The following is a 13,901-nucleotide window of genomic DNA, read 5'->3' as shown; positions in this document are numbered from 1 at the left end:
CGGATCACCAGCCGCCGAGGACTGCCTCCGGGTCGTCCGTGGTGTGCATGGCGGCCTCCTCGGCCGTCGCCGCACCGCCCGCGATGCCCGCGTCGGCGGCGATCAGGTGGCTGCGCGCGTCGAGGCTCTCCACCAGCCGCCCGGAGCGGGTCTCGCCCGCCTCCGGGTCCACCGGCTCGCCGTCGGTGTCCACGCAGTCGCCGATGCCGTCGCCGTCCGGTGCGCACACGTCCGGGTTCTCGGCGGCGAGGCGCTGCGTCAGCGTCTCGCGGTCGCGCTGCTCGGCGGCGGTGTTCCCGTACCGGCCGACGGCCAGCGGCCGTTCCGGTGGGGCGTAGCCCTCGTCGAGCACGTCCTCCAGTCCCCGGTCGTCGAGGGTGTCCTCGGGCTCCAACGGGGAGATGTCGTCCTGGACGTCGCCGTCACCGCTGGGCTGGTAGACGTCGTCCCCCATCAACTCGTCGTTCGACACGGTACGCATCCCTTCCGGCCCGGCCTTCCGGCACGGACCTCTCGGCGGGGCCGCGAAGTGCCTGCGGCGCTGACGGAGGCTGTTTCGATAGTCCCACCAGCCGCCCTTTCATGCTCTGCGGGACACCGGACCGCGCCCTCACGGGTACGAAACCGGCCATGGACGCGGGTCGGAGCCCCTTGCGGGGGCGTAATTCATCAGTTCCTCACGCCGTCGAGGCGGTGGGCCCCGGCGGAGCGGGAAGACTGTCCGTAGGGCGAGGAGGCCGGCGCGATGAGGGGTTCCGCAGCATTCGGGCGCCTGTTCGGGATACCCGTGCGGGTGCACTGGAGCGCGCCACTGCTCGTCGCCCTGCTGGCCTTCGGGCTGGGCGGCCAGACGCTGCCCGCATGGCTGCCGGGACGCGGAAACGGGTTCTACCTCGGTGCGGGTCTGCTCGGCGCGCTGCTGCTGGTCGCCAGCCTCATGGCGCACGAGCTCGCGCACGCGCTCGTCGCCCGGCGGGCGGGCACCGACGTGGACTCGATGACGCTCTGGGCCCTCGGCGGTGTGACCCGGATCGGGCGGCTGACCGCCCCCGCCCGCGAGTTGTGGGTCGCGCTGGCAGGGCCGCTGACCAGCCTCGCGCTCGCCGGGGTGGGTATCGGGCTCGGGTTCGTGGCGCTGCGGGGGCTGCGCTGGGACGTGCCGGCCGCGCTGCTGCTCTGGTCCGGCGTGATCAACCTGCTGGTCGCGGTCTTCAACCTGCTGCCCGCTGCGCCGCTGGACGGCGGGCGGGTGCTGCAGGCGGCGCTGTGGTGGCGTGCGGGCGACCGTGAGCGCGCCGAGCGCCAGGCGGGACGCTGCGGGCAGGCGCTCGCCGTGCTGATGCTGGCCGGAGGCTGGGCCGCGCTGATCCGCGGCCAGGGCGTGGGGCTGTGGCTGCTGGTCGTCGGAGGCTTCCTGGCGGTCGCCGCCGCAGCCGAGATCCAGCACGCCAAGATCGGGCTGGCCGTGCGCGGCCGCACGGTGGGGGAGCTGATGACCGCGCCGCCGCTGGTCGTGCCCGACTGGACCACGGTGGCGCGCTGCCTCGCGGACAGCGGGCTCTGGCGCGCCGCCGGCGCGGTCGCGGTCGTCGACCTCGACGGGCGTCCGAGCGGAGTGGTGCGGCTGCGCACGCTGCTCGCCGTCCCGGAGCGGCTCCGGGGCGGGACGCGGGTGCGCGACGTCTTCCTCCCGCTGGGGCGGTGCGCGACCGCCGGGCCCGAGGCCGAACTCCCCGGCCCCGCGCTGGACGCGGCACTGGGCAACCCGCCGCTGCTGGTGCTGGAGGACGGCCGGCTGGTCGGCGTCCTCGCGCTCACCGACCTCGCGCTCCTGATGCAGGACCGCCGCTACGTCCGGCGATAGCGCGGATCTGCCGCCGCCGTGGCCCTGCTCTCCGGCTGCGGGGTCGTCAGCTTCGGCGGAGCCAGGACGGTGGCCACCACGGCGCCTGGTGCGTCCGGAAGCCCCAGGGCGCGGCCGCGCCGACCGGCACGCCGACGGGTGAGTACCAGGCGCTCACGAGGACCTGACAGCGCGACCGGCGCCGTCGTCCGTGCCGCCCGAGGGGGTGAGCGCGGACAGGGCGAGCTGCGGGTCGTTGGTGATGATCACGTCCGCGCCCAGACGGGCCAGGCGGGTCATCCGGGCCGGGCGGTCCACCGTCCAGGTGCTCACCGCCAGCCCGCGGCGCCGGGCCCAGGCCACCAACGGGCGCGTCAGCCGGTGGTGCTCCGTGTTCAGGTACTGCGGCCGGATGCGGGCCAGCAGGTCCGCGCCCGGCGGCAGGAAGGACTCCCAGCTCAGCGCGATCCGCGCCTCGGACGACGCGGCGCGGATCCGCGCCAGCGCGGTCAGGTCGCCGGCGAAGACGCACACGCCCAGCAGCCCGAGCTCGCCGACCAGGGCGAGCGACGCCTCGCCGCCGTCCGGGGCGGGGACGTCGACCATGACGGTGACTCCCGCCTCGGCGCACACCGCGAGGGCCTCGCGCAGGGTCGGGATCCGCTCACCGGCCGGACCGGTCAGCGCGCCCACCTCGGTCACGTCCAGGTCGGCGAGGGCGCGGGGCACGCCCCACAGGCGGTCCAGCGTCGCGTCGTGGAGCAGGACGGGTGTGCCGCAGCGGGTGAGCCGGACGTCGATCTCGACCCAGTCGGCGCCCAGCGCCAGCGCCGCGCGCAGCGAGGGGAGGGTGTTCTCGCGGGCGACCAGCGGCGCGCCCCGGTGCGCGACGACGGCGACGCGCCGGGGGTCGCAGGGGCGGCCCTCCGAGGGCCGCCCGGCGCGCGGTCGGGCGCGCAGCAGTTCCGTCTCGTCCTCGGCCTGCATGGGCGCGCACCCTGTCCTCTCGTCCCCGGTCGGGCGTCGGGCCAGGTTACCCACCCGCTGACGCTGAACGGTGCATGATCTGTCATGCTGCCTCGACCGGGGGCAAAGGTGCGATCAGCTGACGAGAGAAGGAGACGTTGGATGGAGCCGGATCGTCCCGAGGAACTCTCGGGGTCCGCGTCGCCCGCTGACGCGGAGCCTGCCGCTCCGCTGTCGATGCTGGACGCGGTCGGCCGCCTCAGCCCGGAGCAGGCCGGGCTCCTCGGGGTGCTCATCGGCCTGCGCCGGCTCGACGACGGCACGCAGCAGCGGAAGCCCGAGGCGTAGCGGACCGCGACGGTCATTCCCCGGGCGGCAGCGGACGGACCAGGCGCGCCAGGCGGGCCAGGTTGACGCCGTAGCCGACCCCGAAGGCGTGCGGGGTGAACAGGGCGTCGTTCTCCGGGTCCCAGTACTCCGCGCGAACACGGGCGAGAGTGGGCGGCCGGAAGTCGTACGGCAGTCCGGCGATCCGCCCCTGCCAGGTGCGCTCCTCGACGGGCCGGCGCAGCTCCTTGGCCACGGCGGCGGCCGTGACGCCGATCGCGGCAGCGAGAGCGACCCGGTCCACTGTCCTGCTGCGCCGGCGCCTGTCCCGACGCCTGCCTTGACGGGTGGTCATACGACGATGCTAGTCCGCCGGGGCGGGGCGCCCCAGGCGTGCCGGTACGTGGTGTTCACGCTCCGGGGGCTTCCCCTGCGGCGTGGGAGCGTGGCGCACTGGAAGCAGGCTGGTATCCCGTGTCGGGGGAGGGTCGACCGGCGGAAGGAGACCATCATGGACGACAGCGGCGGCCCCGCCTCCAGCGGCGTGCACACCAAGACCTGGAGGGTCCGCGTGGACCTGTTCGAGGACGGTGACGTCACCAGCGCGCACGCGGTGCTGGACTGCGGGGACACCAGCCTGCAGGCGCACTCCGCGTCCCTGCGCGACCCCGTGGACCGGCCGATGCCGCAGATCGGGGACGAGTTCGCCGCCGGGCGCGCGCTGATCGACCTCGGCTACCAGTTGCTGCGTGCCGGGCAGGCCGACACCCGGGCGAACACCGTCCTCCCGGATCTCTGAACCCCGGATCTCTGAACCCGGATCCGAACTCCGGATCGCTGGACTCAGGTGGGACTCAGGTCGCCGCCTCGGCACGCGTCCTGATGGCGAGCAGCATCTTGCGCTCCATCACCAGACCGGCCGGTTCCAGCACGTAGCGGGAGACGAGCCGGGAGAGGGGCGTGTCGCCCGCCTGCTCGATCCGGTTGCGGCTGACCAGTCGGGTGCTCCGGCCGCGCGGGCGGAGGCCGAAGGACCAGACCCACTGGCCGTCCTGGGACCGCAGCACCAGGCCGCGGTCCACGTCGACCTCGACGACCTCCAGGACCGGGCCGCGGCGGCTCAGCGGCAGCAGGTCGCCCGGCTTGAGCTCAGGGCGGGCGGCCGCGCCGCCGCCCGGCGTGCGGCGTTCCAGACCGAAGACGGTCGCGACCCAGTCGTAGGTGTAGGCGCCGCCGTGCCCTGGGCCCAGCTCCACCAGCCACGGCCAGACCGCCGCGGGTGGGGCGTCGACGGTGACCGCGCGGGTGGAGACGAGCGGTGCGGCGGGCAGCAGCTCGTCGCCGGGCATCGCCCGGCAGACCTCCACCGCGCTTGCACCCCAGGTCAGGCACGCGTACCGCCAGAGCCACGGATACGCGGCGGCTCCGGCCAGGGCCGCAACGGCCCCGGCGCCCAGCAGCCTCCTGGCCGCCCTCGCACGCTTCGTGCCTCCGAAGCGCCCGGCGTACCCGGCCGCCTCGGTGGCCGCGGCCGGCCCCGCAGTCCCGGCAGTTCTCACAGTGCCCGCAGGCCCCGCAGCCCTGGCGGCCCCGACCGCCGCGAGGCTCCCGGCGGTCCCGGTCGCGCCGGTACGCCCCGCCGCTCGGCCGGTCCTGTCGGTCCTGCCGGTCCTGTCGGTTCGCGCCCGGCCGCTGCGCATCGTGGCCTCCCTCATGGTCCCTCCCGCCCTCGGGGCGCCCGGGGTCCGTCGTGCGGACCGGGCCGGGCCCGTGGCGGAGCCGCGCCTGGCGCGGTCGGCCTGACCGACCCGCGCGACGGGCCCGCCGCAGCGCGCAGCGCGGGTTCAGCCGAACCGGCCGTCCTCCTCCGCGGCGGCGTCGACCGCGCCCGCGCGCAGGAGTTGGCGGCCGAGCTCGATCAGGGCGCGGCCTGCGGCGTACTCGTCGCCGATGTCCGCGATCTCGACGTCGTGCGGGTTGCGGTGGGAGGAGCCGTTGCCCTCGAGGGTGCGTTCCGGGGTCTCCAGAACGGCGTGGGCCCGGGTGTCGTCGCCTTCCTCGAAGAGGTCGACGCTCAGTGTCCAGCGCTTGGTGCGAAGCGGTGCGGGGATGGTCGGCGATGTCATGGCGGTGTCCCGATCTCGTGGTCGCCGTCCGCGCGTCACGCCCCCCGTGCCGCACAACGACGCGTCGCTGCTTCGCGCGGACACTCCCACGGTACTCAGCTTCGGGCCGCTCGCACAGAGACGTCCCGGATACCCCCTGGGGTACGATGGCGGAAGACGACGAGCAAGGAGGTCGATGACGCCATGAAGGTGGACGAGGACGCGCAGGGCGCCGTGCTGAACCGGCTCCGCCGGGCCCAGGGTCAGCTGGCCGGCGTGATCGCCATGATCGAGGCGGGGCGGGACTGCAAGGACGTCGTCACCCAGCTCGCGGCCGTGTCGCGGGCCCTGGACCGGGCGGGGTTCAAGATCGTTGCGAGTGGCATGCGGCAGTGCCTGGCCGCCGCCGACGGGGACGGCCCGGTCGATGCCGCGCCGATGACCGAGGCCGAGCTGGAGAAGCTCTTCCTGACCCTCGCGTAGCCCGGCCGTCCAGCCGGAGACCCGGCGCGGGCGCGCACTGTACCGTGCGCGCCCGCGCCAATTGCATACTTCGGCAATTCACCATGTGCGACGGAGCGCTCACGCTTAGCGTCCATGGTCATGGCGAACACGGACATCGCACTCAAGGAATCCATGACCATCGAGGGCGCACTCGGCGCCGCCCTCGTCGACCTGGCCAGCGGCATGAGTCTCGGCGTCATCGGCGGCACGGCCGAGCTGGACCCGGCGGTCGCCGCCGCCGGGCACACCGATCTGGTGCGCGCCAAGCTGCGCACCATGGAGATGCTCGGCGTCGGCGGCGCGATCGAGGACATCCTGATCACCCTGACCCGTCAGTACCACCTGATCCGGCCGCTCACCGCCGCGAACGGCGCGGGTCTCTTCCTGGTCCTGATCCTCGACCGGAAGCGCGCCAACCTGGCCATGGCCAGGCGCCGGCTGCAGCTGATCGAGGGCGAGCTCGACCTGTGAGCCCGCAGACGGCCGCGCCCCCGCTCTACCAGCGCAAGGCCGAGTTCTTCCGGCTGCTCGGGCATCCGGTGCGGATCCGCGCGCTGGAGCTGCTCAGCATCGGGCCGACGAGCGTGCGGGCCCTGCTCGACGACATCGGCGTCGAGCCGGCCTACCTCTCCCAGCAGCTGGGCGTGCTCCGGCGGGCGGGCGTGGTCACCTCCCACCGGGAGGGCCCGGCCGTCGTCTACGCGCTGACCGGGCCCGACGTCGCGGACCTGCTCCGTGTCGCGCGGCGGATCCTCGCCGAACTGCTGGAGAAACAGCAGCGGCTCCTCGACGAACTGCGTGCGGACGAGGCGGACGTCGTGGGTGAAGCCGACGAGACGGACGAGGGGGAGGAGGGGGACGAGCGCCGCGCGACCGCGGGAGCGGCCTGCGGGTCGCCCGGGTGAGTCGGACCGCCCGCCGCAGCCTGCGAGGATGAGCGGGTGACCATGAAGATCGACGACGCGGCCGACGTCTCCTCCTCACCGCTCGGGGCGGAGGCCGCGGCGGTGGCCGCGGAGGCGGCCGGATACGACGGCTTCGCCGTCTCCGAGACCAGGCACGACGCCTTCACCTCGCTTGCGCTGGCGGCGCGCGCAACCGAGCGGATCGCGCTGCGCTCCGCCATCGCCGTCGCGTTCGCGCGCAATCCGATGACGGTGGCCACCCTCGCCAACGACGTGCAGCTCATCTCCGGGGGCCGGTTCCAGCTCGGCCTCGGCTCCCAGGTGCAGGCGCACATCGAACGGCGCTTCGCGATGCCGTGGAGCAGGCCCGCGGCGCGGATGGAGGAGTTCGTCCGCGCCGTGCGGGCCATCTGGGCCGCCTGGGCGGGGGAGGGCCGGCTCTTCTTCAAGGGCGAGTTCTACCGGCACACGCTGATGACCGAGTTCTTCGACCCCGGCCCCAATCCGCACGGCACCCCGCCGATCCTGCTCGCCGCCGTCGGTGAGCGGATGACCGAGGTGGCCGGAAGGGTCGCCGACGGCCTGCTCTGCCACGCCTTCACCACCCCCGCCTACCTGCACGAGCGCACCCTCCCCGCGCTGCGCGCCGCGCGCGGGGGCGCACTGGACGACTTCACCGTCTGCCTGCAGCCCATGGCCGTCCTCGGCGCGGACGAAATCGCTCGGGCGGACGCGGAGCGCGCGGTTCGCGGGCAGATCGCCTTCTACGCCTCGACGCCGGCCTACCGTCCGGTCCTCGACCAGCACGGCTGGGGCGAGCTGGCCGACCGCCTGCACCTGCTGTCGCGGCGCGGCGCGTGGGAGGAGATGGCCTCGCAGATCCCCGACGACGTCCTGACCGCCTTCGCCGTCGGCGGGACCCCCGCGGAGGTTGCGGCCGCGCTGACCGCCCGGTTCGGCGGCGCGGTGGACCGCGTCTCCCTCTACACGCCGTATCCCGTGGACGCCGCCCTCACCGGTGCGGTGGCGGGCCTGCTGCGCGGGCAGGAATGACCGCGCGACCTCGGACGTTGGGCGTGTTGGCAGTAGAACCGGATGAGAAGGAGGGTGCCCCGTGGCCACGCAGACGCAGAAGGCCGTGCTGGCGGGTGGTTGCTTCTGGGGGATGCAGCAGCTGATCCGGCGCCAGCCGGGCGTGCTCACGACGCGGGTCGGCTACTCCGGCGGCGACGTCCCGAATGCGACCTACCGCAACCACGGGACGCACGCGGAGTCGATCGAGATCGAGTTCGACCCGACGGTGACGGACTACCGCGCGATTCTGGAGTTCTTCTTCCAGATCCACGACCCGACGACCCGCAACCGGCAGGGCAACGACATCGGCGCGAGCTACCGCTCGGCGATCTTCTACCTCGACGACGAGCAGAAGCGCGTCGCCGAGGACACCATCGCCGACGTCGACGCCTCCGGCCTGTGGCCCGGCAAGGTCGTCACCGAGGTCTCCCCGGCGGGCCCCTTCTGGGAGGCCGAGCCGGAGCACCAGGACTACCTGGAGCGCTACCCGAACGGGTACACCTGCCACTTCCCCCGCCCGAACTGGAAGCTGCCCCGCCGCAACGGCTGAGCAGGACCGGGCATCACCCGGCAGCACGCGGCATCACCCGGCCCGGTCCGCCCCTCGGCGGACCGGGCCGGGGCGTGTGAGCGCTCCTGTGGCGTGGCGTTAACTACGTTGCTATGAAAGGGAGTTGGCCGTCAGTTGGGGGATTCTCGCGGTCGCCGGATGTTGGCATAGTGGGCACGCCGTGAAGCCGACGCCGCCGGTTCCAGCGGGGGACCGGCGTGCCGACCCGTGAGGGGGACCTGCCATGGCCACTGCTGCGATCAACGGAAACGTCGTCGCCGTCTCCATCGCCACCGCCACCCCGGCGCTGCGCCTGGACATGAGCCTCCAGCGCCATTCGTACCGGTACTGCGCCGGTGCGGCGACGGCCGGGGAGATCAACAGCCTGCTGTACGCCGGCGTGGACGACGCCACCATCACCGCCGAGGCGGTCGAGGTCGGCGACGCGATCGAGACGCTGCTCAAGAAGGCGAGCGGCAGCTGGGAGGCCCTCTTCGGGAAGACCATCACCGTGCGCTCCGGTCGCACCTACCTGGTCGACAACAGCGGTCTGGTGCCCGGCGCGGCGCCGAACCACTTCTTCGTCACCGGCGGCAAGGAGGTGTGGGCCAAGGTCTCCCAGGACGACTACATCGCCGCCCGCGACGTGCGCCGCGTCGAGGAGGCGATCGCGACCCGCCGCGAGCGCGGCGACACGTACGACTACCTGGACCCGAAGAAGCTCTACGCCAAGAGCCGCGAGACGGGAGGCGCGGGCAACCCCGTGGTCGCGGCTGTGGCCGCGGCGCGCGTCAGCATCGCCGCAGCCTCCGCCGACATCGACGCGGCGCTGATCGCCGCCTCGGGCCGCAAGGACATCGTGGCCCTCATCCGCAGCTAGGGCCCTCGAACGGCTCCTACGGCTCCGCGTCCGAGAAGCGCTCGGTGAGCCAGTCCGCGCCGCGCTGGGCGGCGAGGGCGCGGCGGGTGCGGCGGGTGCGGGGCAGTGGGTGCGGGTACGGCATCGGCGTCGTCGCCCGGGTCGCCTCCGTGGCCAACTTCGTGGCTGCGGAGGCGAGTTCGAGAAGGAGGCGGCGTCGGCGCGCCGGGCCGCGGGCGCGGAGCCATGCGGTGTAGAGGCCCTCGATCTCGCTGACCACCGCTGTCAGCCGCATCTGCGCACCCCGCGCCTGCTTCACGCCGCCGCTCCGTCCCCGTTCGTCGAACCCCGACTCAGCTTCCTGTCGATTCAAGCCACTTGCTCATGTGCGCAAGTATGCGAAGTGTAGTCCTGCGACACGCCTCACACGGCCGAGAAGCATCGGACACGCCCCTCGGGACCGGGTTACCCTGCCGTTATGTTGGGGGTCTTCGCGGCCGTCGCCGCGTTGTGCGGCGCGTTCGCGCCCTGGGTGGTGCTGCCGTTGGTCGCGGTGGTCTGCTGGGGTTGCTACGACGGGCTCGCCGTCCCAGGGGACGGCGCACTGGGGTGGCGGACGGAGGCGGACCTGCGCGCGCTCGCACTCCTGTGTGCGTTCACCTTGCTCGGCCGCCTGCTCTCGGGGCCGCTGGAGCGAGCGGCCACCTGGCGGAGCGAGGCCGCCCGGGCCGTCGCCGAGGCCAACCCCCTGTTCCGGCCAGACGATCGGCGGCGCGCGCGCCTGCAGCGCAGCAGGTCGCGCCTGGCGGCGACGGCTCTGGGGCTCGGTCTCGCGGTCGGGATCGCCGTCGCCGCGCACGGCGCCGCCATCGCGAGCGAGGCCACGCGGCACACCCATGCGGTCACCGCGACCACGCTCGTCAGCGGGATGGACCGCTCCGTCACCCGGCACACGCCGCGCGACGAGGCCGTGGCCATGGTGAGCGTGCCCGCGCGGTGGCAGTATCCGGCTGGTTCGCCGCACACCGGAGGGGTGGTGGTCTTCCGTCACCAGGCGGCCGGCAGCCGCGTCATCGTCTGGGTCGACGACGCCGGCCGCCCGTCGGCGCGGCCCGCCTCGGGGGCCGACCAAGCCGTCTTCGCCGTGCTGGTGGGCCTGACGGCCTTCGTCGGTGCCGAGTTGCTGGCCGTCTGCGGATGCTGGGCGCTGCGCGTCCGCCTCGACCGGCGGGCGGCGCGGGCCTGGGCGAAGGACTGGGCCCGGGTCGAGCCGTACTGGTCAGGCCGCCGCAACGAGGACGTCGGCGGACGCTAGGGCCTCTCTTGTGGATCATGTCGGGCGCGCGGCGTTGGGGCACGCCCCCCAGCCTTCGGCCGTGAGGTGCCCCCACGCTGCGTTGTCGTCGGTTGCCTGTGGACCGCATGGACGCCCTCCTCCGCCTTGCGATGCACGCACTCCAACGCCGCGCACTGATCCGACCTGATCCACAGGAGAAGCCCTGGGCCCGGTCGGCCGCGCTCAGGGGAGCGACTGCGGCTCGTCGCGGCCGTCCGCCGCCGCGAGGGACGTGGAGGGGGGCAGTTCGGGCGGCGTCGGGAGGCGATGCCGGAGGCGGCGCGGGAGTTGGCGCAGCAGTGCCGGGGGCGGGACGGTGAGCACGCGGCATCCGGCGCGGGAGACGCAGTACCGGGTGGTCGCGCCGTGGAGCAGACGCGCGGGCCACTCGCGCGGGCCCGAGCCGAGGACCAGCAGGTCGTCCTCCCGGTCGGCGGCGTTCACCAGCGCGGCCCCCGCCGGACCGCGGATCAGCAGGAGTTCGACGGGCACGCCGCTCGGCACGCCGCCGAACGCCTCGTCGAAGGCGTTGCGCAGCCGCCACTCCGCCTCGTGCTCCCACTCCCTGAGCGGCGGCGGGCACGGCACGTGCCGGTGGCCGCCCTGGACGGCGACGGGCAGCCAGGCCAGCACGGCGAGCAGCGGAACGCCCCCGCGCTGCGCCTCGGCAAGGCCGACGCGCAGCGCCTGCAGGCTGCTGGGCGTTCCGCTGACTCCCACGACGACGCGTCGCGCGTCCGGCATGACGGGCACCTGCTCCTCGAAGGTAGGGACCGGCCGGGGTGCGGTCCGGCCGGTCCGCCATTCCACCGCATCGAGGGCGTCGCCGGGAGCGGTTTTGACGTCCTCAGAATGTGCGGGGGTCCAGATCTGACGCGCGCTTGGCGCCTCAGCCGGCGATGCCGTCCCGGTTCAGCAGCGCCGCGATCAGGGCGTAGCCGGGGTAGTCCATCAGCACCACCCCGGTGTGCGTCAGCTGCGCGCCGCCGCTGCCGGTCAGGTCGTTCAGCGCCAGCTGGTCGACGCCGGTGGTGAACCAGGTGCCGCCGGCGACGTCGGCCGGGCCGGGGCCGAACGGGGCGCAGTTCGCGGAGAGGTAGGTGGTGAACATGGCGCCGCTGGTGTCCGCGGAGGCCGCGGCGATGTTCGCGCGCGCCTCGGACCACTTGGTGCCGGTCGTGCACTGGGTCCAGTCGTTCTCGACGTAGGAGCCCGCGTTGCCGCCGGTCAGCTGGGTCAGGCCGTAGCCGGGGTAGACCTCGCCGACGGGGCCGGTGAAGGTGGTGAGCACGATGTGCCCGCGGGCCTGGCCGAGCTGCGGCATCGGGGCGGTCGAGGCGCCGGTGACGCTCGGGGCGTAGAACAGGCCGGGGTAGCGGGCCAGATAGCTCTGGAAGATCCGGATCCGGTCGGCGGTCGTGGTGGACGCCGGGTCGTCGGCGCAGTGGCCGATCGACGCGGTGCCGCTGCCGCCCTCGGCGGTGTCGGCGTCGCACTCGCCGTGCAGGTCCATCAGGATCGTCTCGCGGGGGTGGGCGGCGAGGAAGGCCTGGGCGTGCGTGAGCACGTCGTCGAAGTTGGCGTTCTGGTAGACGTCGGTGTGGTGGATCGCGAAGGCGGTGCCGCTGTTGACCACCCGCACCCGGATGTCGATGGCGCGGATGCCCGCGTTCAGTTGGGCGTCGAGGGTGGCGGCGCCGTCGCCGTGGTCCTCCTGGGCCTCGTAGGCCCACGGTGCGAGCCCGCCGTGGATGGCGAGCGTGTCGTGGGTGCCGGGGACGGAGAGCGAGCCCAGGCTGAGGCTGTCCGGCAGGCCGCTCATCCAGTCCGGGTGGGAGGCGCCGGTCAGGCTGTCGAAGGCGGGGGAGGAACTGCTGGGCTGCGCGGAGGCCGTGCCCGTGCCGGCGGCGAGCGCCGCGCCCGCCAGCAGGGTCACGGCGGCCGCCACGGCGAGCCCCCGTCGTGTGGTGCCGCGCCTGGTGGTGCCGATGTGCTGTCGCATACCGTGCCGTCCCTTCCGCTGGGATCCGTGCGGTGCGTGGGTTCCATGGGTGCGCAGTCGTTCCGGTTACCGGATGGTAGGGACGTTGCGTGAACTTGAGAAGGCCACGACAAGAATGCGGCCCTGACGTACCGAACCTCTACCTTTGAGGGCATGGACCTGCTGCGCCGACTCCGGCTGTTCGCGCGCGCTCACCCGTACTGGGCCGATGCGCTGCTCGCGGCCGTGCTGTACCTGGTCACCGTCCTGTGGCCGACCGGAGGCCGTCCCAGCACGCAGTGGTCCAACATCGACCCCGACGAGGTGCTGCTCGTCGCGGGCCTGCTGGTCTACGCCCCGCTCGCGCTGCGCCGCCGGTACCCGATCCTGGTGCTGGCCTGCACCGTCGCCGCGACGGTCGGCTACATGTTCGTCGGGCCCGTGCGCGGGCCCATCCTGGCCGGGTCCGGCCTGGCCATCTACACCGTCTCCTCGGTCGTCGAACGCAGGCTGGCCCTCGCGATCGGCGGCGTCGCCGTGCTCTCCGTGGGCATCGCCAGCATGGCGCTCTCACCCGAGAAGTGGGACAAGAGCGTCAACGGCATCGCCTTCGCCTGGACGGCGATGACCGTCGCCGTCGGCGAGTCGGTGCGCAGCCGCCGGGCCTTCGTCGCCGCGATAGAGGAGCGGGCCCGCCGCGCCGAGCACACCCGCGAGGAGGAGGCCCGCCGCCGGGTCGCCGAGGAACGGCTGCGGATAGCCCGTGAGCTGCACGACATCGTCGGCCACCACATCGCGCTGATCAACATCCAGGCCGGCGTGGCCTCCACCGTGCTGGACAGCCAGCCCGACGCCGCGCGCACCGCCCTGGCCCAGGTCCGTGAGGCCGGCCGGGCCGCGCTGAGCGAGCTCGGCGCGACGGTCGCCGTGCTGCGGCAGACCGGCGAGGGCGAGGAGACCGCGAGCCCGCGCGAACCCGCGCCGGGGCTCGCCCAGCTCACACTGCTGCTGGACTCCATCGAGCGGGTCGGCCTGCGGGTCGACTGCCGTACCGAGGGCGAGCCCGTCCCGATCCCGGCCGCGGTCGACCTCACCGCCTACCGCGTGGTCCAGGAGTCGCTGACCAACGTCGGCAAGCACTCCCGGGCCTCGGCCGCGACGGTCCTGCTGGAGTACCGTCCCGGCGTGCTCCACATCGAGGTCGACGACGAAGGCCCCTGCCCCAAGCCCGCGGCCTCCGCCGACGACGCGCAGCGCGGCGGCTACGGCCTGATCGGCATGCGCGAACGCGCCGCCTCCGTCGGCGGCACCTTCAGCGCGGGCCCGCGCCCGGGCGGCGGCTTCCGCGTCGCGGTCGACCTGCCCCTCGGCACGGTCGGTGCCGCCGGGCGCCCCGGCCGCGTCCCGGCGACCGCGGCGGCCGCTCCGCGCATGAGCCTGCCGAACATCCT

The 13,901-nt window shown here is 73.9% G+C and carries 19 protein-coding genes; 11 read left to right on the top strand and 8 right to left on the bottom strand.

The window, feature by feature from the left end:
• Nucleotides 1-4: 4 nt before the first annotated feature.
• A complete protein-coding gene (locus tag TR49_RS27845; RefSeq protein WP_042386641.1) occupies nt 5-472 on the bottom strand; it encodes a DUF5709 domain-containing protein in 468 nt (155 codons plus the stop codon).
• Between the two features lie 273 nt (nt 473-745).
• Here TR49_RS27845 and TR49_RS27840 point away from each other — a divergent pair, with 273 nt between their 5' ends.
• Nucleotides 746-1,864: a site-2 protease family protein gene (locus tag TR49_RS27840; RefSeq protein WP_042386604.1), complete on the top strand. Its 1,119-nt coding sequence runs from the start codon at nt 746-748 to the stop codon at nt 1,862-1,864.
• A 153-nt stretch (nt 1,865-2,017) separates the two neighbouring features.
• Here TR49_RS27840 and TR49_RS27835 read toward each other — a convergent pair whose 3' ends face one another.
• Complete coding sequence (locus tag TR49_RS27835; protein WP_084725532.1) at nt 2,018-2,830, bottom strand: glycerophosphodiester phosphodiesterase; 813 nt, start codon at nt 2,828-2,830, stop codon at nt 2,018-2,020.
• Between the two features lie 141 nt (nt 2,831-2,971).
• Here TR49_RS27835 and TR49_RS27830 point away from each other — a divergent pair, with 141 nt between their 5' ends.
• Entirely contained in the window at nt 2,972-3,157 is a 186-nt protein-coding gene (locus TR49_RS27830; RefSeq protein WP_042386603.1) for a hypothetical protein, read from the top strand.
• 13 nt (nt 3,158-3,170) lie between these two features.
• Here TR49_RS27830 and TR49_RS27825 read toward each other — a convergent pair whose 3' ends face one another.
• Nucleotides 3,171-3,491: a DUF5808 domain-containing protein gene (locus tag TR49_RS27825; RefSeq protein WP_042386602.1), complete on the bottom strand. Its 321-nt coding sequence runs from the start codon at nt 3,489-3,491 to the stop codon at nt 3,171-3,173.
• A 156-nt stretch (nt 3,492-3,647) separates the two neighbouring features.
• On the opposite strand from TR49_RS27825, the gene TR49_RS27820 reads away from it, so the two are divergent.
• A complete protein-coding gene (locus TR49_RS27820) occupies nt 3,648-3,935 on the top strand; it encodes a dsRBD fold-containing protein (RefSeq protein WP_042386601.1) in 288 nt (95 codons plus the stop codon).
• 55 nt (nt 3,936-3,990) lie between these two features.
• Here TR49_RS27820 and TR49_RS27815 read toward each other — a convergent pair whose 3' ends face one another.
• Together TR49_RS27815 and TR49_RS27810 are read right to left on the bottom strand one after the other, a co-directional pair.
• A complete protein-coding gene (locus TR49_RS27815) occupies nt 3,991-4,485 on the bottom strand; it encodes a hypothetical protein (RefSeq protein WP_201776234.1) in 495 nt (164 codons plus the stop codon).
• Nucleotides 4,486-4,980: 495 nt separating this feature from the next.
• Nucleotides 4,981-5,262, bottom strand: a complete 282-nt coding sequence (locus tag TR49_RS27810; RefSeq protein WP_042386600.1) for a dsRBD fold-containing protein — start codon at nt 5,260-5,262, stop codon at nt 4,981-4,983.
• A 183-nt stretch (nt 5,263-5,445) separates the two neighbouring features.
• Here TR49_RS27810 and TR49_RS27805 point away from each other — a divergent pair, with 183 nt between their 5' ends.
• The 6 genes from TR49_RS27805 (at nt 5,446) to TR49_RS27780 (ending at nt 9,154) form a co-directional block, all read left to right on the top strand.
• Entirely contained in the window at nt 5,446-5,724 is a 279-nt protein-coding gene (locus TR49_RS27805) for a metal-sensitive transcriptional regulator (RefSeq protein WP_042386599.1), read from the top strand.
• 120 nt (nt 5,725-5,844) lie between these two features.
• Nucleotides 5,845-6,216: a hypothetical protein gene (locus tag TR49_RS45860; protein WP_042386638.1), complete on the top strand. Its 372-nt coding sequence runs from the start codon at nt 5,845-5,847 to the stop codon at nt 6,214-6,216.
• The gene (locus TR49_RS45855; protein WP_042386598.1) at nt 6,213-6,650 is read left to right on the top strand and encodes an ArsR/SmtB family transcription factor; all 438 of its coding nucleotides are present in this window, start codon (nt 6,213-6,215) and stop codon (nt 6,648-6,650) included. The genes TR49_RS45860 and TR49_RS45855 overlap by 4 nt, the downstream gene beginning before the upstream one ends.
• Nucleotides 6,651-6,692: 42 nt before the next feature.
• Nucleotides 6,693-7,703 carry a TIGR03617 family F420-dependent LLM class oxidoreductase gene (locus tag TR49_RS27790; RefSeq protein ID WP_042386637.1) on the top strand — a complete coding sequence of 337 codons (1,011 nt, stop codon included), beginning with the start codon at nt 6,693-6,695 and terminating at the stop codon, nt 7,701-7,703.
• A gap of 61 nt (nt 7,704-7,764) precedes the next feature.
• Nucleotides 7,765-8,274: a peptide-methionine (S)-S-oxide reductase MsrA gene (gene msrA / locus TR49_RS27785; protein ID WP_042386597.1), complete on the top strand. Its 510-nt coding sequence runs from the start codon at nt 7,765-7,767 to the stop codon at nt 8,272-8,274.
• Between the two features lie 244 nt (nt 8,275-8,518).
• Nucleotides 8,519-9,154: a hypothetical protein gene (locus TR49_RS27780; RefSeq protein ID WP_042386596.1), complete on the top strand. Its 636-nt coding sequence runs from the start codon at nt 8,519-8,521 to the stop codon at nt 9,152-9,154.
• 16 nt (nt 9,155-9,170) lie between these two features.
• Here the strand turns inward: TR49_RS27780 and TR49_RS27775 are convergent, their stop codons facing one another.
• Nucleotides 9,171-9,452 (bottom strand): hypothetical protein, encoded by a 282-nt coding sequence (locus TR49_RS27775; RefSeq protein ID WP_052434701.1) that lies wholly within the window; start codon nt 9,450-9,452, stop codon nt 9,171-9,173.
• Nucleotides 9,453-9,611: 159 nt separating this feature from the next.
• On the opposite strand from TR49_RS27775, the gene TR49_RS27770 reads away from it, so the two are divergent.
• A complete protein-coding gene (locus tag TR49_RS27770) occupies nt 9,612-10,448 on the top strand; it encodes an Rv1733c family protein (protein ID WP_052434700.1) in 837 nt (278 codons plus the stop codon).
• A 204-nt stretch (nt 10,449-10,652) separates the two neighbouring features.
• On the opposite strand, the gene TR49_RS27765 is transcribed toward TR49_RS27770, so the two are convergent.
• Both TR49_RS27765 and TR49_RS27760 read right to left on the bottom strand, forming a co-directional pair.
• Nucleotides 10,653-11,213: a universal stress protein gene (locus tag TR49_RS27765; RefSeq protein WP_042386634.1), complete on the bottom strand. Its 561-nt coding sequence runs from the start codon at nt 11,211-11,213 to the stop codon at nt 10,653-10,655.
• A 145-nt stretch (nt 11,214-11,358) separates the two neighbouring features.
• A complete protein-coding gene (locus TR49_RS27760; RefSeq protein WP_052434699.1) occupies nt 11,359-12,471 on the bottom strand; it encodes a phosphatidylinositol-specific phospholipase C domain-containing protein in 1,113 nt (370 codons plus the stop codon).
• Nucleotides 12,472-12,624: 153 nt separating this feature from the next.
• Here TR49_RS27760 and TR49_RS27755 point away from each other — a divergent pair.
• Nucleotides 12,625-13,901, top strand: a 1,277-nt coding sequence (locus TR49_RS27755; protein WP_063770190.1) for a sensor histidine kinase, incomplete at its 3' end; no start/stop codon positions are given.

The sequence above is a fragment of the Streptacidiphilus melanogenes genome (assembly GCF_000787835.1).
Classification (GTDB): domain Bacteria; phylum Actinomycetota; class Actinomycetes; order Streptomycetales; family Streptomycetaceae; genus Streptacidiphilus; species Streptacidiphilus melanogenes.
This window is presented reverse-complemented; position numbering and strand designations above follow the sequence as displayed.

What these genes read in the sequence shown, in the direction of transcription:
- TR49_RS27820 (WP_042386601.1), top strand. Translation starts at nt 3,648, where the DNA reads ATGGACGACAGCGGCGGCCCCGCCTCCAGCGGCGTGCACACCAAGACC.
- TR49_RS27825 (WP_042386602.1), bottom strand. Translation starts at nt 3,491, where the DNA reads ATGACCACCCGTCAAGGCAGGCGTCGGGACAGGCGCCGGCGCAGCAGG.
- TR49_RS27830 (WP_042386603.1), top strand. Translation starts at nt 2,972, where the DNA reads ATGGAGCCGGATCGTCCCGAGGAACTCTCGGGGTCCGCGTCGCCCGCT.
- TR49_RS27810 (WP_042386600.1), bottom strand. Translation starts at nt 5,262, where the DNA reads ATGACATCGCCGACCATCCCCGCACCGCTTCGCACCAAGCGCTGGACA.
- TR49_RS27835 (WP_084725532.1), bottom strand. Translation starts at nt 2,830, where the DNA reads ATGCAGGCCGAGGACGAGACGGAACTGCTGCGCGCCCGACCGCGCGCC.
- TR49_RS27760 (WP_052434699.1), bottom strand. Translation starts at nt 12,471, where the DNA reads ATGCGACAGCACATCGGCACCACCAGGCGCGGCACCACACGACGGGGG.
- TR49_RS27780 (WP_042386596.1), top strand. Translation starts at nt 8,519, where the DNA reads ATGGCCACTGCTGCGATCAACGGAAACGTCGTCGCCGTCTCCATCGCC.
- TR49_RS27805 (WP_042386599.1), top strand. Translation starts at nt 5,446, where the DNA reads ATGAAGGTGGACGAGGACGCGCAGGGCGCCGTGCTGAACCGGCTCCGC.
- TR49_RS27770 (WP_052434700.1), top strand. Translation starts at nt 9,612, where the DNA reads ATGTTGGGGGTCTTCGCGGCCGTCGCCGCGTTGTGCGGCGCGTTCGCG.
- TR49_RS27765 (WP_042386634.1), bottom strand. Translation starts at nt 11,213, where the DNA reads ATGCCGGACGCGCGACGCGTCGTCGTGGGAGTCAGCGGAACGCCCAGC.
- TR49_RS45860 (WP_042386638.1), top strand. Translation starts at nt 5,845, where the DNA reads ATGGCGAACACGGACATCGCACTCAAGGAATCCATGACCATCGAGGGC.
- TR49_RS27840 (WP_042386604.1), top strand. Translation starts at nt 746, where the DNA reads ATGAGGGGTTCCGCAGCATTCGGGCGCCTGTTCGGGATACCCGTGCGG.
- TR49_RS27815 (WP_201776234.1), bottom strand. Translation starts at nt 4,485, where the DNA reads ATGCCCGGCGACGAGCTGCTGCCCGCCGCACCGCTCGTCTCCACCCGC.
- TR49_RS27790 (WP_042386637.1), top strand. Translation starts at nt 6,693, where the DNA reads ATGAAGATCGACGACGCGGCCGACGTCTCCTCCTCACCGCTCGGGGCG.